Origin of the sequence: Dialister sp. i34-0019-2H8 (assembly GCF_042846925.1) — a bacterium.
Classification (GTDB): domain Bacteria; phylum Bacillota; class Negativicutes; order Veillonellales; family Dialisteraceae; genus Dialister.
On record NZ_BAABYQ010000001.1, the window covers coordinates 1,451,280 to 1,475,575 of the forward strand.

Consider the following 24,296-nt stretch of genomic DNA (forward strand, 5'->3'; position numbering starts at 1 on the left):
GAGTTTTCGAGGGCGGCCTGGCCGTAGCCAGGACTTCTACTCACTTAGAGGCGAGCCTGATCTTGTCGTCAATGCGATCCACTTTATTCGGCTTCGGATTTTCATCCTGTCTTTTTTATTGTCTTACTGTCTTGCACACCTTCCCCGACTCCTCCCGGGCGAAGCCGTCGAAGGGAGAAACGCTCGAGAGCCGCATCATATCCGCTGTCCTTTCTTCCCTCTGCCTAGGATGAAGGAAATCCGGTCACCAGATATCTCCGGGAAGCTCTCTCCCGCTTCTATACATAGCATCGAGAATGCCGGAAAAAAGTGACCTTTTTTAGGAAATGCGGATCAGGAAAATACTGATTCAATCGCAGAGTCTGATTCTGCAAGAATTTTTATATACTATTTCTACTCCATGTAAGAGACAATGCCATCGAATAGTTTGCAAGCCGTGTCATACGAGGCGCGATCATAAAGAACAAGGTAGATCTCCATATCCACTTTGGTGTGCAACAAGAAATCTCGGATAGCACGCACGGCGATGCGGAGTGCCTGGTCTTTCGGATAGCCATAGGCACCTGAGGAGATCAGCGGGAACGCGATGGATCGTACGCCGCGTGCGCAGGCAAGGGCAAGGGATGTCTTGTAGCAGGAAATGAGAAACCCTCCCTCTCCATGCTGCCCATCTTTCCAGATGGGCCCGACGGTGTGGATCACGTATTTTGCCGGTAAAAGATAGCCCTTCGTGATCTTCGCATCGCCCGTCTGACAGCCATGGAGCGTCCGGCACTCCGCGAGGAGCTCCGGCCCCGCCGCCTGATGGATGGCACCATCCACCCCGCCCCCGCCCAAAAGTGTCGGGCAGGCGGCATTCACGATGACATCGACTTTCATTTTTGTAATATCGTTTCGAATGATTTGAAATGGCATGGTTTTCATCCTTTCTGGTCACGAGTCTGGCAGGTGTGTGAAGGAAAATACGGATTCAATCGTTGTCCGCCTTGGCTCTTGTATTTTCATGCAAGGCGAGGAATAAGCCGCCGCGAATAGCGAGCTATGTAAGGAAGGCTATGACGAAGTCATGTAAAAATTCTTGTAGAAACGGACTCTGCGATTGAATCAGCGTTTCCTTATATCATTCGCCTGCCTTTGCTCTTAGTATACTGAGCATCGGCTATTTCCTCAACCGCTAAAAGAAATAAGGTGTGATATGTTACCGCGCTTGTAGAAATCATCCCCCGTTCTCATCGGAAGATACGCCACATGGCAGCGCTTTTGATGACGATACCAGAAACCGCAAAAGTCTCATGTCTCCTAGTCTCATGTCTGACGCCACCAAAAAAGGCGATGTGAAATAACGATCATCTCATTTTCGCGTTCCATCTGCCACGGGGGACTTGCAGCTCTCATAGGAGTGACCGGGAAACCTTATCCCAGCTGTCTTTCATGCCATAGTCACCCTATCCGCCCCTTCGGGGCACCTTCCCCTAGAGGGGAAGGCTGCGATACGAGAATACCATCTTCTAAAAAAGGCGGCGAAGCCGCCACCTGAACCAAATGAAAGCAAAGTAAAAAGGAGCTGTGAAGAAATGAGGATTCATTTCTTCACAGCTCCTTTTCTTGACCATCTGTCGGTCACGCTTTCAGCGTACCGACGATCTCATTGATATCTTTGACGCCATTCTTATCACACCATGCATCGAGTTCACGAACGATGCGTGCCATGGCGGTCGGGTCAGCGAGGTTTGCCGTGCCGACCTGGACGGTCTTCGCACCCGCCATCATGAATTCGACGACGTCCTCGCCGGTCATGACGCCGCCCAGCCCGCAGACGGGGATATTGACGGCTTTCGCGACCTGCCAGACCATACGAAGAGCCACTGGCTTGATCGCCGGGCCGGAGAGGCCGCCGGTGACGTTGCCGAGGATCGGGGTCCTTGTACGGGTATCGATAGCGATGCCAAGGAGGGTATTGATGAGAGAGATCGCATCTGCGCCTGCCGCTTCGACGGCTTTGGCGATGGTGACTACGTCAGTCACATTCGGCGAGAGCTTCACAATGACAGGAAGATCTGTCGCATCCTTCACCGCTCTGGTGACAGCCGCTGCCTGCTCGGGGTCCGTGCCGAAGGCTGCACCGCCGACCTTGACATTCGGGCAGGAAATATTGACTTCGAGCGCTGAGATGCCGGGGACGGAGAGCAGTTTCGCGCATTCGGCGTATTCTTCGACGGATTTTCCGACCATGTTCGCGATGTAGGGGCAGCCGAGTTTCTTCACTTCCGGAAGGTAGTGCTCGAGGAAGTACGGCGCGCCCGGATTTTCCAGACCGATGCAGTTCAGCATGCCGGAGGTGGTTTCTGCGATGCGGGTACCGTTATTGCCTTTCCATGGCGTCGGTGCAAGACCCTTGCCGGAAATGGCACCGATCTCCTTCATATCGATGAACTTGGCAAGCTCAAGGCCGAAGCCGACGGTGCCAGAGGCGCCGATCAACGGACTTGCCATCGGGATGCCAAGGAAATTCACAGCTAAAGAGCTCATAATACGACCTCCTCTGCTTTGAATACGGGGCCATCCACGCAGACTTTGTAGTGACCTTTGCCATCGGCTCTGTCGCATACGCAGCCGAGGCAGGTGCCGATACCGCAGCCCATGCGGCGCTCCATGGAGACTTCGCAGGGGACGTTTGCTTCTTTCGCCATCTGCGCGGTGATACGCATCATGATGCCGGGGCCGCAGACGCAGGCTTCATCGACATTTCCATTCTTAAAGAGCTCGGGGAGGACGGAGACAGAGAATCCTTTGATCCCATAGGAGCCATCATCGGTGGTGACGATGAGCTCTTTCAGAGTCTTGGGGAAAAGGTCTTTCCAGAAGACTTCTTCTTTGTTGCGTCCGCCGATGACGACGGTCATCTGCCCCGGCTTTGCTTTCTTTGCCATGAAGAGGATCGGCGCGATGCCGACGCCGCCGCCGATACCGACGATATGATTTTTATCCATATCGAAGGCGGTGCCCAGCGGCCCCAAGCAGTCGACCACGTCTCCTGCTTTCAGGTGGGACATGGCTTCGGTGCCTTTGCCGACGATACGGTAAATGATCTCAAGGATGCCCTTCCCCGGTTCTGTGCCGGCGATAGAGATCGGGCGGCGCAGGATGCAGGTGGGATCATTCACCTTCACATGGATGAACTGACCGGGCTTTGCATCTTTTGCGATGAGCGGAAGCTCGAGACGCATGCGCCAGATCGAGGGGCCGACCAGCTCTTGGCTGAGGATGCGGCCTTTTTCTACATAGCCTGCCATATCAATTCTCCTTCACATAGTCCTGAATGGCTTCGACATGCGGTTCGCTCGAAGAAGCTGCCATGACGCGCAGGACTTCCTTCGCAGTATCGAGGGAGGTGATGCAGGGGATCGCAAGCTCGACAGCGATGCGGCGCAGGTCATAGCCTTCCTGCTCGATCTGGCTGCCATAGGAAATGGTATTCACGAGCATGTCGACACGGCCGGACTTCAGGTACTTTTCACAGTTCTCGCCTTTTTCGTGGATCTTCTTGATGATCTCGACCGGGATGCCGAGTTTTTCGAAATAAGCGCCGGTGCCGGAGGTGCAGATGAGGTGGTAGCCCAGCTCTACGAAGCCTTTGGCAAGTTCGGCAGTTTCCGGCTTATCTCTGTCGGAGACGGTGATGAGGACATTGCCGCCTGCCGGTACGGTGAGATGAGCGGCTACGACAGCCTTGTAGAGGGCTTCCTGATAGGTGTGGCCGATGCCCATGACTTCACCGGTGGACTTCATTTCCGGTCCCAGTTTGATCTCTACGAGGCCGAGCTTCGAGAAGGAGAAGACCGGTGCTTTGATCGCGACATAGCCTTTATCCGGGACAAGTCCGAGCGGAAGGCCGGTATCCTTGAGGCTTTCGCCGAGCGCGATGCGGGTCGCGTATTCGACCATATTGATACCGGTGATCTTGCTCATGAATGGTACGGTACGGCTGGCTCTTGGATTGACTTCGATGACATAGACCTTGTCTTTGACCACGATGAACTGGATATTCACAAGGCCCTTGACGTTCATGGCTTTGGCGATCTCTCTGGTGTAATCGGTCAGTGTCTCGATGATCTCCTGCGAGAGGTGCTGCGGCGGGTAGACCGCGATGGAGTCGCCGGAGTGGACGCCGGAGCGTTCGATCTGTTCCATGATGCCCGGGATGCAGACGTCATTGCCATCGGAAATGGCATCGACTTCGACTTCACGGCCGACCATGTACTGGTCGATGAGAACAGGATGTTCATGGGATGCAACGACGGCTTCTTTCAGGTACTGGCGAAGTTCTGCCTGATCGTAAACGATCTGCATCGCGCGGCCGCCAAGGACGTAGCTCGGGCGGACGATGAGCGGGTATTCCAGCTCTTCTGTCTTTGCCATCGCTTCTTCGACGGACTCGACGAGGCAGCCTTTCGGGCGCGCGATACCGAGCTGTCCCATCAGGGTGTCGAAGCGTTCGCGGTCTTCGGCCATATCAATGGATTCATTCGAGGAACCGATGATACGGATGCCGCGCTTGGCCATCGGGGTCGCCAGGTTGATGGCGGTCTGTCCGCCGAACTGGCAGATTACGCCTTCCGGTTTTTCTTTGTCAATGATTTCGAGGACGTCCTGCTCGGTCAGTGGTTCGAAGTAGAGAGAGTCGGAGGTATCGAAGTCTGTAGAAACGGTTTCCGGGTTGTTATTGATGACGATGGATTTCTTCCCTGCCTTGCGCAGTGCCCAGGAGGCATGGACGGAGCAGTAGTCGAATTCGATGCCCTGACCAATGCGGATCGGGCCGGAGCCGAAGACGACGACAGAGCCCTTGCCCTGCGGCTTCACTTCGTCTTCTGCGCCGTAGGTGGAGTAGTAGTACGGTGTGTGCGCTTCAAATTCTGCCGCACAGGTATCGACCATCTTGAAGTCCGGATGGAAATCCAGTTTCTTCTTGAAGTTTTCGACGTCTTTCGGGGTGACTTCAGCGAAATGTGCAATGGCTTCATCCGGCATCTGGATGCGTTTCGCCGCTTTCAGAGTCTCTTCGGTGAGACCTTCCTTCATGAGGCGGCGTTCCATCTTGATGATGTTCTGAATCTTGTAGATAAAGAAGAGGTCGATCTTGGTGATGCGGTTGATCTCTTCCGGTTCGATGCCGCGGCGCAGGGCTTCGGCAAGGACGAAGATCCTTTCGTTATCGATGCGGGAGAGCAGGCAGCGGATATCATAGAGGGACTGTCCGTCGAGCTTCTTCAGGTGCAGGTAGCCTTCCCCGACTTCCAGCGAGCGGAGGGCTTTCAGGAGCGAGCCTTCGAGCGTGCGGTCTAGTGCCATGACTTCGCCGGTCGCTTTCATCTGGGTACCGATGGCACGATCCGCGAGGGTGAATTTTTCGAATGGCCAGCGCGGGAATTTGCATACGACATAGTCGATGGATGGTTCGAAGCAGGCTTTCGTATTGCCGGTGATGGCATTGGTGATCTCATCGAGGTGCAAGCCGAGGGCGATCTTCGCTGCGACTTTCGCGATCGGGTAGCCGGTGGCTTTCGATGCGAGCGCGGAGGAACGGCTGACACGCGGATTGACTTCGATGACGTAGTACTGGTTCGTCTTGGTATCAAGACCGTACTGGACATTGCAGCCGCCTTCGATCTTGAGGTAGCGGATGATATCAAGAGATGCGGTACGGAGCATCTGGTACTGGCCATCGGTCAGCGTCTGTGTCGGAGCGACGACGATGGAGTCACCGGTATGGACACCGACCGGGTCGATATTTTCCATAGCGCAGACGATGATGCAGTTATCCGCACTGTCTCGCATGACTTCGAATTCGACTTCTTTCCAGCCGGCAATGCTGCGTTCTACGAGGATCTGATTGATCGGGGAGAGCTTGATGCCACGGTTCGCGATTTCTTCCATCTCATAGCGATCATGTGCGATGCCGCCGCCGGTGCCGCCTAAGGTGTATGCCGGACGGATGATGACCGGATAGCCGATCTTATCCGCAAAGGCGATGGCTGGTTCCAGTTCCTCGAAGATTTCAGATTCCGGGACTGGCTGATGGATCTCTTCCATCGCAGCCTTGAAGAGTTCACGGTCTTCCGCATGCTTGATCGCATGGAGAGAAGAGCCCAGGAGCTTCACGCCGTACTGGTCGAGGACACCGGCATCCGAGAGCTGGACAGCCATGTTAAGGCCGACCTGCCCGCCCAGTGTCGCGAGCAGTGCGTCCGGGCGTTCTTTCTTGATGACTTCTGTCACGAATGGCAGAGTGATCGGTTCGATATAGACACGGTCAGCGATATCCACGTCTGTCATGATGGTGGACGGATTGCTGTTCACCAGGACGACTTCGACGCCCTCTTCACGAAGGGAGCGGCAGGCCTGAGTACCGGCATAGTCAAATTCCGCAGCCTGTCCGATGACGATCGGGCCGCTGCCGATGACGAGGACTTTCTTCACGTCTTTATTGATCATTTTTTGAATTCCTCCATGGCCTTGGTAAATTCGGTGAAGAGATAGAAATTATCCTTCGGTCCCGGGGAGGCTTCCGGATGGTACTGGACAGCCTGGATCGGAAGGGTCTTGTGACGGATGCCTTCGATGGTGCCGTCATTGACGCTTCTATGGGTGACTTCGATGCATTCCGGAAGGTCGTCATCGGAGATCGCATAGCCATGGTTCTGGCTGGTAATATAGACGCGGCCGGTGCGAAGATCCTTGACCGGGTGGTTCGCTCCGCGATGCCCGAAGGGCAGCTTGAAGGTGTGACCACCGAGTGCTGTCGCGAGCATCTGGATACCAAGGCAGATGCCGAAGATCGGTTTCTTTCCGATGAGCTTCTTGACGGTCTCTACGACGAATGGCACATCCTGCGGGTCCCCCGGTCCAGGAGAGAGGAAGATGCCGTCCGGATCTCCTGCCAGCAGCTCTTCGGCAGACGTATGCGCCGGGAAGACATGGACGGTGCAGTCATTGGCCGCAAGCGAGACGAGGATATTCTTTTTCAGGCCGCAGTCGAGAAGGGAGACCTGATATTTCCCGTCGCCATAGGTATAGGGATAGTCGGTCGTCACGCGCTCTACCTGATCTCTGTGGAGCGGCTTTGCGAGTTCTTCGGCGATGAATGCATCGCTTCTGTCTGCCGAAACGATGATCGCTTTCATGACGCCCTGGGTACGGACCATACGTGTCACGGCACGGGTATCGACATTGTAAAGGCAGGGTACATGGTATCTTTCGATGAAATCAGTGATCTTTTCCTTGCATTCCCAGTTCGACGGATGCTCTGCGATCTGGTCAAGGACGAAGCCTGCTGCTGCCGGCTTTCTATTCTGCATGAAAAGATCGTTCGCGCCATAGTTACCGATGAGCGGGTAGGTCAGGGTGAGGATCTGCCCTTCATAGGACGGATCTGTGAAACATTCCTGATAGCCTGTCATGCCGGTATTGAAGACCAGTTCCCCCAGCCCTTCGACAGAGCCTAAGAGGTCGCCTTCGAAACGGGCGCCGTTTTCCAAAATCAAGAGGCCTTTCATTTGAGCACCTTTCCTTCTTTCATGACAATCTCTCCATCCACGATGGTCATGACCGCTTTGCCTTTCAGCGTCAGCCCTTCATAAGGAGTGAAGAGGGATTTCGTATAGAGATCCTGTCCGTGGACAGTCCATTCTTTATCGGGATCGATCAGCGTAATATCTGCCGGAGCGCCTTCTGTCAGGACGCCGCCTTCGATGCCGAGGAGCTTTGCCGGGTTCACACTCATCAGCTCGACGATCTTGTCGATGGTGAAGCCCTCCTGATGGTAGAGCACCGTCAGCGTCGAGGCGAGAGAGGTCTCAAGACCTGCGATGCCGTTCGGCGCACAGTTGAAGGGAACATCCTTTTCTTCATTGCAGTGCGGAGCATGGTCCGTCATGATGGCATCGATGGTGCCATCCTTCAGCCCTTCGATCAGCGCTTTTCTGTCTTCGTCCGTGCGCAGCGGCGGCGCCATTTTGAAAGCCGCTTCATAGTGCTTCAGCCATTCATCAGTGAAATAGAGGTGCTGCGCGGTGACTTCTGTCGAGCAGTTCACACCCTTCGCCTTGGCCTCGCGGATCAGATCGACGGCCTTGCCGCTCGATACATGCGCGATGTGGATATGACAGCCGGTCAGCTCCGAAAGGAGCAGGTCGCGAGCGACTGCGATATTTTCCCCTGTCGCCGGACGTCCGGTGACGCCCATCGCATAGGAGACCTTGCCTTCATTCATGAAGCCGTGTCCGCACATCGTCATATCTTCCGCATGGTCGATGACCATCTTGCCGAGCTGATCCGCATACTCCATGGCGCGGCGCATAAAATTGGCACTCTCTACATAATGTCCGTCATCCGAGAAAGCGACAGCGCCATCCGCTGCCATATCCCCCATTTCCGAGAGCTGCTTGCCTTCGAGATCCTTGGAGATCGAGCCGATCACGGAAACCTTCACGACACCCGTCTCAGCTATGCGGTGCTTCACATCACGCAAAACCGCCGCATTGTCGATGACAGGCTTCGTATTCGCCATAGTCGCGACACGGGTCACGCCGCCGGCAGCCGCTGCCTGTGTGCCTGTATAAATATCTTCCTTGGCTTCCTGTCCCGGTTCACGCAGATGGACATGCATATCGATGAGACCCGGTGTGACAAAAAGTCCCCTCGCATCGATTTCTTCTACCTCTTTGCCAGCCGCGCTGACATTCTGGCCAATTTCCTTGATCTTTCCATCTTCCACCAGGATATTTGTCACTTCATGCTGGTGCTTGGCCGGGTTTACGATGGTACCATTCTTAATTAAGAGCATCAATGTCTTTCCCCTCCGTCAGTGTCAAATATTCCAAAGCCATACGTACAGCCACGCCATTTCTGACTTCTTCCTGAATCCAGGATGCTTCATCGTAGGCTACATCATAACCGATTTCAATGCCTCTGTTCATCGGGCCCGGATGGATCACTGCCACATCCGGCTTGCAAAGTGCGAGGCGCTTCTGATTGATACCGAAAAGGCGTGCATATTCACGGGTCGTCGGGATGAATCCGCCAGCCGCTCTTTCGAGCTGGATACGGAGGATATTGATCGCATCCGCATCTTTCAAAGCCGTCTCCAGATCATCATCCACGATGCAGCCCATCGCTTCCAGTTCCTTCGGGACCAGTGTACGCGGTCCCACCAGATGCACTTCGGCTCCCAGCTTTGTGAAGCCTATGATATCGCTTCTTGCGACACGGGAATGCAGCACGTCACCGATGATGACATACTTCATCCCTTTGATCTTCTTTCCTGCTTCCTTCATGGTGAAGAGCTCCAGAAGCGCCTGGCTCGGATGCGCATGGGCGCCATCGCCTGCATTCAGCACGACCGGCACCTTCACCTTAGGGCTCATGACCTTAGACGCAAAAAGAGCAGCCCCTTCAGAAGAATCACGAATGACCACTGCATCCACTCCCATCGCGGAAACGGTCAGCAATGTGTCTCGCATACTTTCACCCTTCGTCATCGAGCTGCCACTCTTTGTAATATTGATCACGTCGGCTCCCAAATACTTACCGGCAAGCTCGAAAGAACTACGAGTTCTGGTAGATGCTTCGGAAAACACTGTTACGATAGATTTGCCTTTCAGGAAATCTTTTTTCTTATTGTCAGATAACACAATTTTTTTCATCTGTGCTGCTACTTCTAAGATCCGCTCAATCTCTTCGGCTGTGAAATCAGCTAGCCCAAGAACACTGCGGCCTTGTAGTGAAATCGTGCTCATGCCGGCCTCCTTGAATCAACGCATAGAATGGGATTCTATGATAAATAGTTATCCCTATAATCATAAAGGGTAATTCACACTTTTTCAATAGCATAAGGGTATTAAATTTTTATTATGAAGAGAGCATGGAGTTTAAGAAAGCACTGATTCGATCGCTCCTCCCGATCAGCGTTTCCCTAAGCACATATCGCAAAGTTTGAAAGCAGGGATGAGTGACTGGTGGCTAGGGATTAGGCTGGCGATACGAGAAAACCGCTAGGGAAACACTGATTCAATCATTATCGGATTTCATCCTTGGATTTTTATACAGAGCGAGGAGACAGAGGGCGCGAATAGCGAGCTATTTAAGGAGGATGTCGACGACACTATGTATAAAAATCCATCTGAAACCTGATTCTGTAATTTAATCAGCGTTTCCCTAGTTCAAAATCTCCGCGGCGCTTCCATATTTTTATGCGCCGCACCACCCCCTCTGAACCTGTAGAACCCGCTCCCCCTCTTTCGCACGCCATCAAGGGACGGCACGCCCCAAGGACTTTCCCTTACCTCTCACTCGCTCCCACCGCCGCCAGAATCACTTTAACGAAAGCGGGTGGGATGAAATCCTTTCCCAGATGGTCAGCGAGTGAACGCCCGATGATGACGCCTTTATTTCCATAAAGCCATGCAAAGTAATAAAACTCCAGCGCTTTCTCATCTCTGGGATTGATATTCGAAAGTTTCCTTGGCGGATAGTAGCCCTTTGGGATGGCGAGCTTTGCGCCTGCCTTTTTGACAAGCGCTGAACTCACAAGATTCCCCCCCTCCGTGATATCTGCGATGACCGCATCTAAAAGACGTCGGCCATTCCGGGAAAGGCATGCCTTCACGACATCCATTTCATAGCAGATATAGTCCGTATAGAAGACACCCGCGCTCTTTTTGTGTTCCCCCATCACATCGCGATCATAGAGCGAGACGACAGGCACATGGAAGCGGCGGATGAGGGAAGCGATCTTTGAGATCGAGCTTTCGCCCCTCGCATTGATGAGGCAGATGCCATAGTGGTCGAAGCGGATCCCCAGCGTCTTTGCAAATCCAGCAAAGGAACCATACTCTGTCTCACCCTCGACAAGAACCGCCGCCCTCGCATAGAGCGCTTCCTTCACCTCTGGGAAATGCATGATGAGGTGCTTCTCGATTTCCCTGTCAAAATGAAATGAAGCGCCGCAGGCGGCCTGCACCAGCTTCTTCTCATCCCAGTAGAGGCGGATGATCTGCCGGTAATCATTCACCAGCGCATCTGTCGAATGCGTCACGACAAAGAGCTGCCCCGAAAGCCCGTCGACGCCCAGAAGCGTCTGCACCAGCTTCAAAAAAAACGGCTCCTCATTCGACAGGATCATGTGACAGAAAGAAAGCATCGCCCGCTGCAGGTAAGGGTGGAGATGGAGCTCCGGCTCATCTACACTGACGAGCAGCGATAAAAAGCGCCGCCCCTTCGCATCCGTCGTCACCATGTGCTCGAAGGAAATGGCGCGGCTTGCCTTTTTCTTCATCATCTGCATCAGCAGGACAAGCGCCGTCCGCGCCATCAGACAAGCCGTACGCTGGTACGAAGAGCCATCTCCCCTTTCCCCAAACAGCGTCTCAAGCAGTGAGAGCGCCGCCTGCGATGGATGCTCCTTCGGCAGGGAAATCCCAATCCCCTTCTCTCTAAACATCGTCTCCACCTCAGAAATAACCGCCGGTGACTCTGCAAAATAATGCTGCAAAAGAGAAAGCAGCTCTCCCATCGATGCATGAGCCATCATCCTGCGCGGCATCTCACACAGGGAAAAATCGATATAAAAAAGACATCGCAGGTACTCCAAGGGCAGCTGCCGCCCGCTCGCCTGATCAAAGAGACGTGGCACCACTTCCTGCACCGCCTGCACCAGATAGAGCTCTGCAGTCTCCCCTCCCGCCTCTTCGGCAAGCGCCAGCCGTATCTCGATGGGATGGTCTGCATCAAGGAAATCGCCTTCACGGAATCCATACCCATGGCTGATCCATTTCAAGAGGCAAAGGAAATTGCTCTTACCGATATTGTTATCCCCCACCATATAGTTCACCTGTCTGTCAAATTGAAAGACGACATGGCGGAAGGTGCGGTAGTTATCAATGGTCATGGATGAAATATGCATGATCTCCTCCTCAGAAATGCGTTCATGTGCATGCTCTTACCTATATTATATGCATCCTGCCAGCAGACTGCAAAAAACAAAATACGCCGCGAAAAGATGCACCAACTTGAACGGCTTAAAACAGGCAGGAAGAAGATGGATCAAGTACCTTGTAAAATCGTATCCTTCGATCCCATCAGTGTTTCTCTGATTTTCTCACGCAAAAACGGGCAGCAAAGCTTCTCTGCTTTGCTGCCCGTTCCTCAAAACGAATCAGGCATGTACTGCCGCCTCGTGAATCTTTACAGGGCTTACTTGCTCTTTTTGCTTCTGAAATACTGCATAGCGAAGACGCCACCCAGTACGACAACGCCGATGATGTCGGTCAGGATGGTCGGATCGATGAGACAGAGACCGCCTGCCAGAAGGAGAAGCCGCTCCAGGATATTCGCCTTGCAATAGAGCTGCCCGATCATGGCACCCGAGACGCCGACCATACCGATAAGCGCGGTGACAGTGGTTTCCGTGACGGAGAAGAGTGTCGCATTGATGCCCAGGATTTCAGGGGAAAGAACGAAGACATATGGGATAATAAAGGCCGCAATGCCAAGCTTCGACGCATTGACGCCAGTCTTCAAAGGATCACCGCCGGAGATCGCAGAGCCTGCGAAAGCAGCCAGCGCAACCGGCGGGGTGATATCGGCAATGATGCCGAAGTAGAAAACAAACATATGCGCCGCCAGGATCGGTACACCGAGGGAGATCAGAGCCGGAGCAGCGATGGTCGAAGTAATGACGTAATTCGCTGTGGTCGGTACGCCCATACCGAGGATCAGCGAGGTGATCATGGTGCAGAAGAGAAGCAGGATGAAGTTGCCTGCGGCGATATCGACAAGAGCCGAAGCCAGCTTCAGACCGACGCCTGTCTTGGTGACGATACCGATGATCATACCGGCGGACGAGCATGCGATCAGTACGCCGAGCGCACCTCGCGCACCTTTGATGAGACCGTCAATGATATCAGCGATGCTCATGCGGGTATTCGCACGAAGCATGGCAGAAGCGATAGAAATGAAGATACCGGCAAGCGCCGCTTTCATCGGGGTGTAGCCGGAAGCTAAAAGACCGATGATGGCGATCAGCGGAATGGCCAGATGCCCTTCTTCTTTCAGGATCTTGCCCCATGGCGGGAGCTCGCTTCTCGGTGTGCCCTGCAAGTTATTCTTTTTCGCTTCGAAATGTACCCCGAGGAAAACGCCAATGAAGTAGAGAATGGCAGGAACGATGGCAGCCTTGACGACTTCCATATAGGGGATACCGACGAATTCTGCCATCAAGAAAGCTGCTGCGCCCATGATCGGCGGCATCAGCTGTCCGCCGGTAGAAGCGGCCGCTTCTACTGCACCGGCGAAATTCTTGTGATAGCCCAGTTTCTTCATCATCGGGATGGTGAAGGAGCCGGAGCCTACGACGTTCGCTACCGAGGAACCGGAGATCGTACCCTGCAGAGCCGAGGAAATGACAGCGACCTTAGCTGGTCCGCCGGATGCCCAGCCAGCGATGGCATTGGCGATATCGATGAAGAATTTCCCAAGACCTGTCTTTTCCAGATACGCACCGAAAAGGATGAAGAGGAAAATGAAGGTGGAGGAAACACCCATCGGGATGCCAAAGACGCCCTCTGTCGTGAAGAAGAGGTGTCCGACCATCTGCTTGATGGTGAGCCCGCGATGTGCGAGCGGCCCGGGGAGGTACGGTCCGAAGAACCCATACGCAAGGAAGCAGCAGACAACAATGACGATCGGAAGGCCTACGATACGGCGAGCCGCTTCGATGATCATCACGATGCCAAGCACCCCGATCACGGTATCCGTCGGAGTGACGGTGCCGGCGCGCAGGATGAGCTGCTGGTAGTTCACAAGAATGTAAATGGGGGGGATCATCGCAAGGACGGCAAGTGCCACGTCGATCGGATGGAAACGCCCCTCCTTGACCCAGGCTTTCTTCGTCGGGCAGAGAAGATAGACGAGGCAGATCCCGAAGGACAAGTGAACGCAGCGCTGGATCATCGCATCCAGTGCGCCGAAAAACCCGGTATAGATCTGGAAGAGCGAGAAGCAAATACAGATGACTGCGATGACTTTGGCACAGATGCCTTTGTATTCCGCTGTATTTGACTCTTTATCCAGCTCTTTTAGCTTCTTCTGCAGCTCCTCAGACATTTCTCCATTTTCAGAAACGCCTTCAGCCTGCACGTTCTTTTTCTCTAAATCAGCCAATTGTATCAACTCCTAATTTCTTTTTTCTTATACAGCACCTGGTACAGCGGTGCTACATACAGATGAAGTTCCTTTCCCAAAGGCATAAGGCTTGCCAGGTCATACTCCGTATCTCCGACATAGACCTTTTCTTCATTCGTCACGCCGTTACGGATCGAGAGCTCCGGATAGGGACGGTTCATGTTATCCAGAATAAACCAACCGTCTTCTTCGCGGAAATCGCCATCTTCTTTGGAGAAAGGAAGTCCTACCCCCATGGATTGGTATTTGGTAGACTTCAGTACGAGCCCCGTCGCCATGTCATTGACTTCAAGGTACTCGTGAATCATCGTCTTCTGGACCGAGTGCCTGTACACCAGTGTCACCGGTGTACCCGGACGCACCCGCTGCCTGATGATGAATCCGTCTGCTGTCTGTCCGAAAAGATAGTCCTGCCGAACAAACCAGCCTCCCACGGTCACTATCACACAGACGATCATCCCGAAAACGATAAGTATGGTTTCTAATTTCCCGTTTTTCTTTTTCTTCATGAAATGAAAGTGAGAACGGACTCCTTAGATGAGCCCGTTCTCCCTCCTTCCTATAAGGGAAAGCGCTGATCAGATCAGTGTTTCGATATGGATTGAACTTGAATACGTCACATGCTTGCCATGCCAGAGGCTACGCGGTTGCTATGCGGAAGGTGCATCGCTCCCCCGTTCAATGTACAAAACCCGCTGAGCTTTAGAGACTTCTGCATGATGCCGGATGACCGCTGTCTTATTTCGCTTTCAGATACTTTTCAGCGCCGGCATTCATCTTGATGGACATGCCTTCCAGAGCAGTATCCTTGGTGATGTACTTGCCGACAGCATGAGCAGCTTTCATACGGTCAAGGTGTTCGTAGATGGCTTTGACGATCTGTTCGCCGAGATCATCAGAGAGTTTATCGGTGGTAACGATGACGCATTTCACGGCTACGGTGTTGACATCTTCTTCCTGTCCAGGATAGGTGCCCTTCGGTACGGTGATCTTGGTGAAGTATGGATACTGCTTCATCAGCTTGTCCGCATGTTCTGCATCGATATTGACCAGTGCTGCGGATTTATTGGCAGCCAGATCCTGGATCGCTGCGGTCGGGAAGCCTGCAACGACGACGCCGACATCGACATTGCCATCCTTCAGTGCATCAGCAGCTTCGCCGAAGGAGAGATACTGTACATCGATATCATCATAGGTCAGGCCATATGCACCAAGAATCTGACGGGCATTCGCTTCTGCGCCGGAGCCGGAAGCACCGACAGCGACCTTTTTGCCCTTGAGGTCAGCGATGGATTTGATGCCTTTGTCAGCGGTGGTGACGAACTGGACAGTTTCCGGATAGAGTGCAGCGATACCGCGGATGTTTTCTACCTTGTTGTCCTTGAACATTTCCTTGCCGTTGGCTGCATAGTAAGCGATATCATTCTGGATGAAAGCGATGTCGACGGAGCCGTCTTTCAGCATATTGACATTGGCTACAGATGCACCGGTAGACTGTGCGGATGCATTCATGCCTTTGATATTCTGGTTCAGCAGTTCAGCGAGCGCGCCGCCCAGCGGGTAATAGGTACCAGCAGTACCGCCGGTAGCGATGTTCAGGAACTGTTTTCCGCCGCCTGCAGAAGAACCGGAATCGCCGCAGCCTGCAATCAGAGCTGCACCTGCGATGCAAAGAGCACCTGCCATGATCATTTTCTTCATTGCTTTTTTCATAATAGTCGACCTCCTACGTCTCCCCCAAGTGGAAAGCATGTCCTCCATGAGATGAATTCCACTCTTATGCTTTCCTAAAAAACAGGATGCCTTCCGAGACTCCATCCGCAAGATGAAATAATATTCAAAAAAATGCAAATACCTTGAACTCTCAAAAGCACTCCCGCACCGAAGCAAAGTACAAAAAAAGCAGCAGACAAAGAGAAAACTCTCCTGTCATGCTGCAGCTTCTTTGCTCCAAGTGTTATTAAGTTGGTATTATCATACTACTTTTCAAAGTCTTTGTAAAGTAGGCTTGGCTGAATTCCTTGATTATTCTGATATTTTCCGCTGTCATATCGGTCTGCCTCCCCCAAAACGGTATGGAAATAGATCTGGCAGATCTCTACCCCCGCATAGATGCGGATCGGCTGTACGCAGAACATTTCCAGCGTCCAATACCCTGAGAAGCCTACATCTCCAAAGCCTGCCGTCACATGGATGAAAAGGCCCAGCCGCCCGATGGACGAGCGTCCCTCGAGCATCGGTACGAAGCATCTCGTTTTTGTATATTCATGCGTCCGTCCCAGGTAGAGCTTATTCGGCTGCAGCACATAGCCTTCCTCGGGGATATGGAGCAGCGTGCCTTCATTTCTCTTCTTCATGTCGAGCTCATAGTTATCATACACCATCAGCTCATCAGCCAGAGTGAGGTTGTAGCTGTTCGGATTCACCCTCTCCGGATCAAAGGGATCGATGATGATTTCTTCCCCCATATGTCGCACAATTTCTTTGCCGGATAAAATCATTTCAGTTTTCTTCCTTCCTCTGTAAAAATTTTTCGATGCGTAAGCATCCGCCTGCGGCTGAAAGGTGCCTTCGCCTTCTCTCCCGCGACAAGGCCATAGAGTTTCCTTTCCCTTTCAGAAATCCGAGGAGACACCAGAAGCTCGCCCGCATCTGAAAAAGAGATGAGATGCGCGGAAAAAAGTGCCGCATGGGTCGGACAAAGCATGAGCCCCTTTTGCGATTCGCCGTGCGTCCCATAAGGGACCGCATGGAGAAGAGAAATCCGATCTGCCCCGCACACGATGCAGCAGGGGTGCGTCCCCATCGATTTTCTTTTGAAATCCACATTTTTTGAAAACCGCTTTCGGATCTCATCGACCGTATGCGAAGACGAGTGGGAAAAGAGGCTCCCCTCGCACCCATATGCCGTCTCATCGCTCTCAAGCAGCTGGCGAATATCATCCAGATGCCAGATATCCGCATCCATGATCTCTCGGTACGCTCTTACGGCCTCAGGTTTCAGCACCCAGAAATAGGTACCGTTATCGTCCTCACTCCCATCGAAAACATACTCCCATGGCGAGCGGCGAACGCGAGAGGCCGGCGTTTCGGAAAGACGAAATTCTCCCGTCTCTTCCTCTCTTGGCGTCTCGTCCTTCTTCTCGCTCGCATGATAGGTCAAAAGATCTCCCGACTCATACATCTCACGGATCTTATTCCCTGCCCAGCCGACACCTGCATTCAGTGCCCGATACTCCAGATGGAGTGCCTTCGCAATATTCTTTGCGTTATCCATATAGTCTTCGGAGTGATAGAGCCGCGAGAAGATCTGCATCATCAGCGCACTCATGACCGTCTTGTCCGCCATAAGCGAGAGCCATCCCTCTGTCGTGATCTCGTCCCACCGCTTCAGCCCTTTCCGTCTGGCCATCTCGTCGCCTCCCTGCTCTCACGCTATTGTCGTCACAAAATTATTTTTCATTATAGCATCTTTCCTCATGAAAATGTAGATATACCGGCATAAAATAGGGACTGTCGGACAGGATTAACCCACGGGTCGCCCTTTGCTTGTTTGCGAAAGAGGGAGCGCAGGGTCTATGGGGAAGGCGGGTTCTACCGGTTCAACGGGGGGTGCGGCGCATAATAATTGCAAGCACCGCAGAGTTTTGATAGCGCTTCGCGCCGTCGTCATCCCGAGCGTAGCCGAGGGATCTCTATGGCACTACGGTCAGTATCACATAGGCACTGATACGGAAACGACGCCTTGGTGCTGCGTATTTCTGCGTTCACACATACATCGTTTCCCGGTCTGCAAGAAAGATTTCTCGCTTGCGCTCGAAATGACGATACGAGAGTCTGACGTCTCCTAGTCTCTTAGTCTCCTAGTCTCCTAGCCACCAGCCACTCATCCCTGTTTTCAAGCGCGAGGAGGCCCGGATCAGTTGCAAATGCTTCTCAAAACTCATGCCAGACTTGCTCACATCTGCTATAATAGGTAGAAGTGTAATTTATAAAATGTAGAGAAACGCTGAGGCAATGAGCAAGGGAAACACTGATTCAATCGTTGTCTGATTTCATTCTTGGATTTTTATACAGAGCAAGGAATCATCTGACGCGAATAGCGAGCTATTTAAGGAGGATGATGACGAAGCTATGTATAAAAATCCATATGAAATCCGGCTCTGCGATTGAATCAGCGTTTCCCTAGATGCAGATTCGTCTCTGCATCTCTCAATCTCTCACAAAAGGTGAATACTATGGATAATTTTATCGGAAAACATCTGCTGGTCGACTGCTATGGCTGTGTGCAGGAAGAGATCACTTCTTCCAAGGAGCTGATCTCTGTCATGAATCAGGCGGCCAAGAATCTGGGTATCGAAGTCGAAGACACCTTCTTCCATGAGGACGAGGAAGAGATCACACTCGCTGCTTATGGAAAGAAAGCCCATGTTTGCATCCACGCTTATCCGCAGCTCGGCTATGCCGCTGTAGACATCTACAGCTTTGACTGCGACATCCTCCCCGCCCGTGCGATGGCTGTCCTTCGCAGTGCTTTGGAGCCGGAGAAGATCCGTGCTACCTCAGTCAAGAGAGGGAATATTGATCCAGACATGAAGCCGAATATCCGCTCCCGCTCGACAGCGATGCACAAATTCAAAAACACAGGACATCACATGACCCAGGCCGGTAAGAAGGTCGCCAATTTCATGGTGCATAGAAACGAGAAAAGAGACACGCTGGGACCGGAGTAAGACCATGAGGGATCAGGGAAGCGTTGATTGAGAGCTCGATTTCACGAGAAGGCATTTCCCATGAAATCGAGTGCCTTTTTACTACCCGTTAGCACGCCCTCTCATCCCTAGTTAAAAAACAACAAAAAAGGAGCTGTGAAGAAATGAATCCTCATTTCTTCACAGCTCCTTTTTACTTTGCTTTCATTTGGTTCAAGGTTCAGGGGTAAGGTGGCGGCTTCGCCGCCTTTTTTTAGAAGATGGTATTCTCGTATCGCAGCCTTCCCCTCTAGGGAATGCTCTTAAAGTTAGCAACCCCCATTTCAAATGGGGGTTTATTTGGAACCCCTCCGGGGTTTTGTACTGACACCTGCCTATGGCAGGTCTAGCAAATCGTCTTTGTACTTACAGCCGCCTATGGCGGCTCTTTCGCTTATTCGTCTTACTTACTTCTCGAACTTATCGCTTTCTTCTTGCTCTGAAATGTAACGCTTGATAACTTCTTCGTTGATATTCCCGACGGTTTCTACATAATAGCCTCGTGCCCAGAGATGCCGTTCTCCCCATCTGGCTTTTATCTCGGGATGCCGGTCGTATATCATTAACGCACTTTTCCCTTTGATATAGGCTACTACGTCTGATATATTCAACTTCGGCGGTATCCCGAGATACAGATGCACATGATCCACGCATGCAGCTCCCTTGATCAGTTCCACTTTCTTCATCTCGCACAATTTTCGGATGATTTCAACCAAATCTTTCCTCATTTGCCCGTAGAATACTTTCTTGCGATATTTTGGGATGAATACGATATGATATGTGCAATTCCATTTGGTATGAGCTATACTATTGTTGTCCATTTGGACTCCTCCTTTGTTAGCTAAAGTGGTTTGCTAGACCCTCTTTATTCTAACACTGGAGGATTTTTTATACTCTAGGCAAAGCTACGGCTCCACCGGGTCCCCCATCTCAGATGGGGGCTTAATATACGAATACAGTTAAGGAAATCGTTAGCTACGTAACGTCTTGCTTCCCCCTTCGGGGGAAGTGCCGAAGGCAATAGGGGCATGCCAGCGGTATAGCGTGCTATGTTGAATAGTCCGATGCGATCGATATTCCAACACTTTCATGCAATACCGCTACGTAGCCCCCTCAGCCCTTCGGGCAGCTCCCCCGATGGGGAGCCAAGAACGTTCTTCCGCTTAACTTAATAGCCTTCCCCTCGAGGGGAAGGCGCCCCGCAGGGGCGGATAGGGTAACTATGGCATGAAAGACAGCTGGGATAAGGTTTCCCGGTCACTCCTATGAGAGCTGCAAGTCCCCCCCGTAGCAGATGGAACGCGAAAATGAGATGATCGTTATTTCACATCGCCTTTTTGATTGCACTGCTTTCTATCAAGCACGCAGGGTGATATCCGCTTCGCCAAGCTTCTTGACGATTTTTTCGATCCACTGATCGACTTCTTTATCGGTCAGTGTGCGGTCATCCGCGCGGAAGTACAGGTTGTAGGCCATGCTCTTATAGCCTTCCTGCACCTGCTCGCCCTGATAGAGATCGAAGAGACGGAGCGTTTCCAGATGTCTGCCTGCTGCCTTCTCAATGATGGCTTCGACTTCTTTGTTTGTGTATTTCGAAGGAACAAGCATAGAGAGGTCTCGCTCAGAAGCCGGGAACTTCGGGATCTTCTTGTAGTCGATGGTGGCATCGATATAGGGAAGGAGCTCCGGTACATGGATCAGGAAGCCATAGACATCCTTCTTGATGCCCCACTGGTCAAGGACCGCCGGATGCAGCTCGCCGAAGGAAGCAATGATTTTCCCATCTTTGACAAAGTCGGCGGAAATCCCCGGATGGAATACCGGATAGCTGGAACGCTCAATATCATAGCCGCGGACACCGATAGCAGAGAGCAGATTTTCCATGATGGCTTTCACATCAAAGAAGTCGTAGGTCCTCGTGCTGTTCGGGTAGCCGGCTTCTTCCGGGCACCCGCAGAGAAGTCCGGAAACGAGGTCGTATTCATTCGGGAGCTCGGTCAGCGGCAGGGCTTTCGGATAATACACATGGCCATATTCGAAGATGGCGACCTGATCGTTTTTCTGAGACAGATTGTAAGAAAGCGTATGCATGAGGCCCGGAAAAAGGCTGGTACGCATATCCGGGTATTCTTCGGAAATCGGGTTCAGGATCGGAATGGCTTCGTAAACTGCATCCCCTTCCGGGAAATTCAGCTTCTTGAGATCGTTCTTATCCATGAAGCTGTAGTTTTCGACCTGCGAAAGACCATTGGCAATGAGAGCATCTGCCATACGGAAGAGTGCATCCTGCTCCTTGGACATAGCACCCTTTGCAATAGCGCTCCATGGGGTGGTGATCGGAATATTCGAGTAGCCGTACACGCGGGCCACTTCTTCGGCAAGGTCTGGCATGCCTTCCAGATCGAGACGGAATTCCGGGACAGTGACTTTGAGTGCGCCATCCTGTTCTTCGACATGGAAATACAGGTGGGTCATGATATCAAGCATTTCCTCTTTTGGCATATGGATCCCGATGTAGTCATTGATGGCCTTCACGGACGTTTCGATGACCTGCGGCTCTGCCTTGACAGGATATTCATCAAGCATGCCCGGTGCAGCACTGGCAGCCCCCTGTTCCACCAGGAGCTGGCAGATGCGGTTGATCGCCATTTCACTTCTTGCCGGATTGATGCCCTTTTCGTAGCGGCCGGACGCTTCGGAGCGCAGGCCCAGACGGCGGGACGTTCTTCTGATGGAAGCACTGTCGAATACGGCAGCTTCCAGAAGGACAGACTTGGTTTTCTCCGTGACTTCGGAGTCAAAGCCGCCCATGACGCCTGCGATGCAGGCAGCTGTATCGCTGCCGTCTGCGATGACAAGGTCAGCCACATTCAGCGCTCTCTCCTGCCCATCCAGTGTTTTGATGGTCTCGCCTTCTTTGGCCAAGCGGCAGGTCAGAGAGTGGCCGGCCACCTTGTCATAGTCATAGGTATGAAGCGGCTGACCGATTTCCAGCATGACATAGTTCGCTGCATCGACGACATTATTGATCGGACGGATCCCATTGCTGCGCAGACGGTTTTCGATCCATTCCGGAGAACGGCCGATGGTCACATTTTCAAGGAGACGTCCGCAGAAGCGTTTGCAGAAGGTAGGCTCTGCGATATGGACTTCCGCGCGGCCCTCAATGGATTCACCGGTCTCTTTGACGGAGATCTCCGGCAGGTTCACTTTTCTTTTGAAGATCGCACCGACTTCCAGTGCCATACCGATCATGCTGAAGCAGTCGGCACGGTTTGCGGTGAGTTCCATTTCATAAATCACATCATCCAGATCAAAAAGGGTGTGGAAATCAACGCCGATCGGGGTATCTGCCGGAAGGATCAGGATGCCTTCTTTATTGAGTGCCGGGAAGAGATTATCATCAAGTCCGAGTTCTCCCAGAGAACACATCATGCCATTCGACACGACACCGCGGAGTTTTCCCGCCTTGATCTTCGTGTCACCGCGAGCAAGTCCCCCCGGAGCCTTTGCATCGTGTTTAGCCGGTACATGCGCTCCATCAAGTGCGACCGGGACGATCTGCCCGACTTCGACATTGGACGCGCCTGTCACGATCTGGATCGGTGCGCCCTTGGCGCAGTCCAGCTGGCAGACGACCAGATGATCAGCATCCGGATGTTTTTCAATGGAAAGAATCTTGCCGGTCACGACACCCTGGATGCCTTTTCCCGGATAAATCACATGCTCGACCGGAATGCCGTCAACAGTCAGCGTTTCCGCCATTTCTTCCGGATCAAGGCCCTTGATGTCGACCAAAGTGCCAAGCCATTTTAAAGATACGTTCATCTATGTAATCCCCCTCTGATTAGAACTGTTTCAGGAATCTGACATCATTTTCATAGAAATTTCTGAGATCGTCGATCCCGTAAAGAAGCATGGCGATACGTTCGATACCCATGCCGAAAGCGAAACCGCTGACCTTTTCCGGATCATATCCATTGAGCTTCAGCACCATCGGATGAACCATACCGCAGCCAAGGATCTCCAGCCAGTCCGGATCACCGCCTTCATCATGCGTGCGGGCTGCGAAGGAAATGTCGACTTCCGCAGACGGTTCCGTGAATGGGAAGTAGCTTGCGCGGAAACGGATCTTCGTATCAGAGCCGAAAAGATCTTTCAGGAAGATTTCCAATGTGCCTTTCAGATCAGCGAATTTGATGCCCTTATCGACGACGAGCCCTTCGACCTGATGGAAGACAGGGGAATGGGTCGCATCATTATCCCAGCGAAAGACTTTGCCCGGTGCGATCATACGGATCGGGGAATTGGGCTCATGCTTGCGAAGCGTTCTCGCCTGGACAGGGGAAGTGTGCGTGCGCAGCAGGATCTCCGGCGTGATATAGAAAGAGTCCTGCATATCACGGGCCGGATGATCCTTAGGCAGGTTCAGACATTCAAAGTTGTAGTAGTCCTGCTCGATCTCCGGTCCTTCTTCGACCGAGTAGCCCATGCGCATGAAAGACTTCATGATCTCACGGAGCGCCTTATCCAGCGGATGGATATGCCCTTCCTTCTGGTGACGAGCCGGCAGCGTGATATCGACCGTCTCACTCTGGATGCGCTCCTCGAGGCGCTTTGCCTTGAGCTCAGCCGCTTTCGCTGCGATGACCGCCTCTACATCCGTGCGGACCGTATTTGCCAAAGCCCCGATGACCGGACGTTCTGCCGCAGAGAGGTCCTTCATGGAGCGGAGGATCGCCGTCAGCTTGCCCTTCTTTCCCAAGAAGAAAACTTTGGCATCCTGCAGCGCCTTCTCATCGCCTGCCGCATGGACCTTCTCCTCCGCCTGCACCTTCAGTTCGTTCAGGTCTTTTTCCATGTTGGCTTTCAATGCGTCCAACTTACTTTCCATTGACTTTACCTCCTCTATGATATGCCGGATCTATCCGACTGCGAGTACGGGAAAATAAAATAAAAAAAGACCACGCCCCGAAAGGGGCGAAGTCATATCCGCGGTACCACCCTAATTTGTACTCGAAAGCCATAACGCAGCTCCTGCGTCCGACCTACTCCGTTCAGCCGGAAGCTCAGAAGTGAAATAAGTCTCCCCCCATCCGCCCGCTTCCCACCTGCCGCAGGCTCTCTATAGGATGTCATAAAGACTCTGTCTTCCTCATCGCTCTAATGTATAGGATTATTGTAGCGATAAACGAAAGAAATGTCAAATCATTTGCCATGAAAACGTAAAGATCAAAAGCCGGGATGAGTGGTTAGAGGCTAGTGACTGGTAGCTAGGGACTAGGAGACTGGGAGACTGGGAGA

At 52.5% G+C, this 24,296-nt stretch carries 17 protein-coding genes and 1 other annotated feature; of the genes, 1 reads left to right on the forward strand and 16 read right to left on the reverse strand.

The window, feature by feature from the left end:
• Positions 1-393 precede the first annotated feature (393 nt).
• The 13 genes from ACGG9R_RS06200 to ACGG9R_RS06260 all read right to left on the reverse strand — a co-directional run bounded on the left by ACGG9R_RS06200 (position 394) and on the right by ACGG9R_RS06260 (position 17,653).
• Positions 394-915: an O-acetyl-ADP-ribose deacetylase gene (locus ACGG9R_RS06200; RefSeq protein WP_390152812.1), complete on the reverse strand. Its 522-nt coding sequence runs from the start codon at positions 913-915 to the stop codon at positions 394-396.
• Positions 916-1,620: 705 nt separating this feature from the next.
• Positions 1,621-2,529, reverse strand: coding sequence for a dihydroorotate dehydrogenase (locus ACGG9R_RS06205; RefSeq protein WP_390152815.1), 909 nt, complete (start codon positions 2,527-2,529; stop codon positions 1,621-1,623).
• Complete coding sequence (locus tag ACGG9R_RS06210) at positions 2,526-3,293, reverse strand: dihydroorotate dehydrogenase electron transfer subunit (RefSeq protein ID WP_390152818.1); 768 nt, start codon at positions 3,291-3,293, stop codon at positions 2,526-2,528. The genes ACGG9R_RS06205 and ACGG9R_RS06210 overlap by 4 nt, the downstream gene beginning before the upstream one ends.
• Before the next feature lies 1 nt (position 3,294).
• Positions 3,295-6,495: a carbamoyl-phosphate synthase large subunit gene (gene carB, locus ACGG9R_RS06215; RefSeq protein ID WP_022105355.1), complete on the reverse strand. Its 3,201-nt coding sequence runs from the start codon at positions 6,493-6,495 to the stop codon at positions 3,295-3,297.
• Positions 6,492-7,556: a glutamine-hydrolyzing carbamoyl-phosphate synthase small subunit gene (gene carA, locus ACGG9R_RS06220; protein ID WP_390152822.1), complete on the reverse strand. Its 1,065-nt coding sequence runs from the start codon at positions 7,554-7,556 to the stop codon at positions 6,492-6,494. The genes carB and carA overlap by 4 nt, the downstream gene beginning before the upstream one ends.
• Positions 7,553-8,848 (reverse strand): dihydroorotase family protein, encoded by a 1,296-nt coding sequence (locus ACGG9R_RS06225; protein WP_390152825.1) that lies wholly within the window; start codon positions 8,846-8,848, stop codon positions 7,553-7,555. Before ACGG9R_RS06225 ends, carA begins: the two co-directional genes overlap by 4 nt.
• On the reverse strand, positions 8,832-9,797 hold the full coding sequence (locus ACGG9R_RS06230; RefSeq protein ID WP_022105358.1) for an aspartate carbamoyltransferase catalytic subunit: 966 nt from the start codon (positions 9,795-9,797) through the stop codon (positions 8,832-8,834). The genes ACGG9R_RS06225 and ACGG9R_RS06230 overlap by 17 nt, the downstream gene beginning before the upstream one ends.
• A gap of 542 nt (positions 9,798-10,339) precedes the next feature.
• Positions 10,340-11,962, reverse strand: a complete 1,623-nt coding sequence (locus ACGG9R_RS06235) for an ATP-dependent endonuclease (protein WP_390152828.1) — start codon at positions 11,960-11,962, stop codon at positions 10,340-10,342.
• A 290-nt stretch (positions 11,963-12,252) separates the two neighbouring features.
• The gene (locus ACGG9R_RS06240) at positions 12,253-14,220 is read right to left on the reverse strand and encodes a TRAP transporter permease (protein WP_390152831.1); all 1,968 of its coding nucleotides are present in this window, start codon (positions 14,218-14,220) and stop codon (positions 12,253-12,255) included.
• Positions 14,221-14,225: 5 nt separating this feature from the next.
• Positions 14,226-14,750 carry a DUF1850 domain-containing protein gene (locus ACGG9R_RS06245; RefSeq protein WP_022105361.1) on the reverse strand — a complete coding sequence of 175 codons (525 nt, stop codon included), beginning with the start codon at positions 14,748-14,750 and terminating at the stop codon, positions 14,226-14,228.
• Between the two features lie 229 nt (positions 14,751-14,979).
• Positions 14,980-15,954 (reverse strand): TAXI family TRAP transporter solute-binding subunit, encoded by a 975-nt coding sequence (locus ACGG9R_RS06250; protein ID WP_390152834.1) that lies wholly within the window; start codon positions 15,952-15,954, stop codon positions 14,980-14,982.
• Positions 15,955-16,220: 266 nt separating this feature from the next.
• Positions 16,221-16,742, reverse strand: coding sequence for a dCTP deaminase (dcd, locus tag ACGG9R_RS06255; protein ID WP_390152837.1), 522 nt, complete (start codon positions 16,740-16,742; stop codon positions 16,221-16,223).
• Complete coding sequence (locus tag ACGG9R_RS06260) at positions 16,739-17,653, reverse strand: type II restriction endonuclease (RefSeq protein ID WP_390152839.1); 915 nt, start codon at positions 17,651-17,653, stop codon at positions 16,739-16,741. The genes dcd and ACGG9R_RS06260 overlap by 4 nt, the downstream gene beginning before the upstream one ends.
• Before the next feature lie 826 nt (positions 17,654-18,479).
• Here ACGG9R_RS06260 and speD point away from each other — a divergent pair.
• Positions 18,480-18,974, forward strand: coding sequence for an S-adenosylmethionine decarboxylase (speD, locus tag ACGG9R_RS06265; protein WP_390152841.1), 495 nt, complete (start codon positions 18,480-18,482; stop codon positions 18,972-18,974).
• Between the two features lie 425 nt (positions 18,975-19,399).
• Here speD and tnpA read toward each other — a convergent pair whose 3' ends face one another.
• The 3 genes from tnpA to pheS form a co-directional block, all read right to left on the reverse strand.
• A complete protein-coding gene (gene tnpA / locus ACGG9R_RS06270; protein WP_045172396.1) occupies positions 19,400-19,813 on the reverse strand; it encodes an IS200/IS605 family transposase in 414 nt (137 codons plus the stop codon).
• A gap of 535 nt (positions 19,814-20,348) precedes the next feature.
• Positions 20,349-22,820: a phenylalanine--tRNA ligase subunit beta gene (pheT, locus tag ACGG9R_RS06275; RefSeq protein WP_390152843.1), complete on the reverse strand. Its 2,472-nt coding sequence runs from the start codon at positions 22,818-22,820 to the stop codon at positions 20,349-20,351.
• 19 nt (positions 22,821-22,839) lie between these two features.
• A complete protein-coding gene (gene pheS / locus ACGG9R_RS06280) occupies positions 22,840-23,853 on the reverse strand; it encodes a phenylalanine--tRNA ligase subunit alpha (protein WP_390155112.1) in 1,014 nt (337 codons plus the stop codon).
• A 112-nt stretch (positions 23,854-23,965) separates the two neighbouring features.
• Positions 23,966-24,160 (reverse strand) — a binding site (T-box leader).
• Between the last annotated feature and the right edge of the window lie 136 nt (positions 24,161-24,296).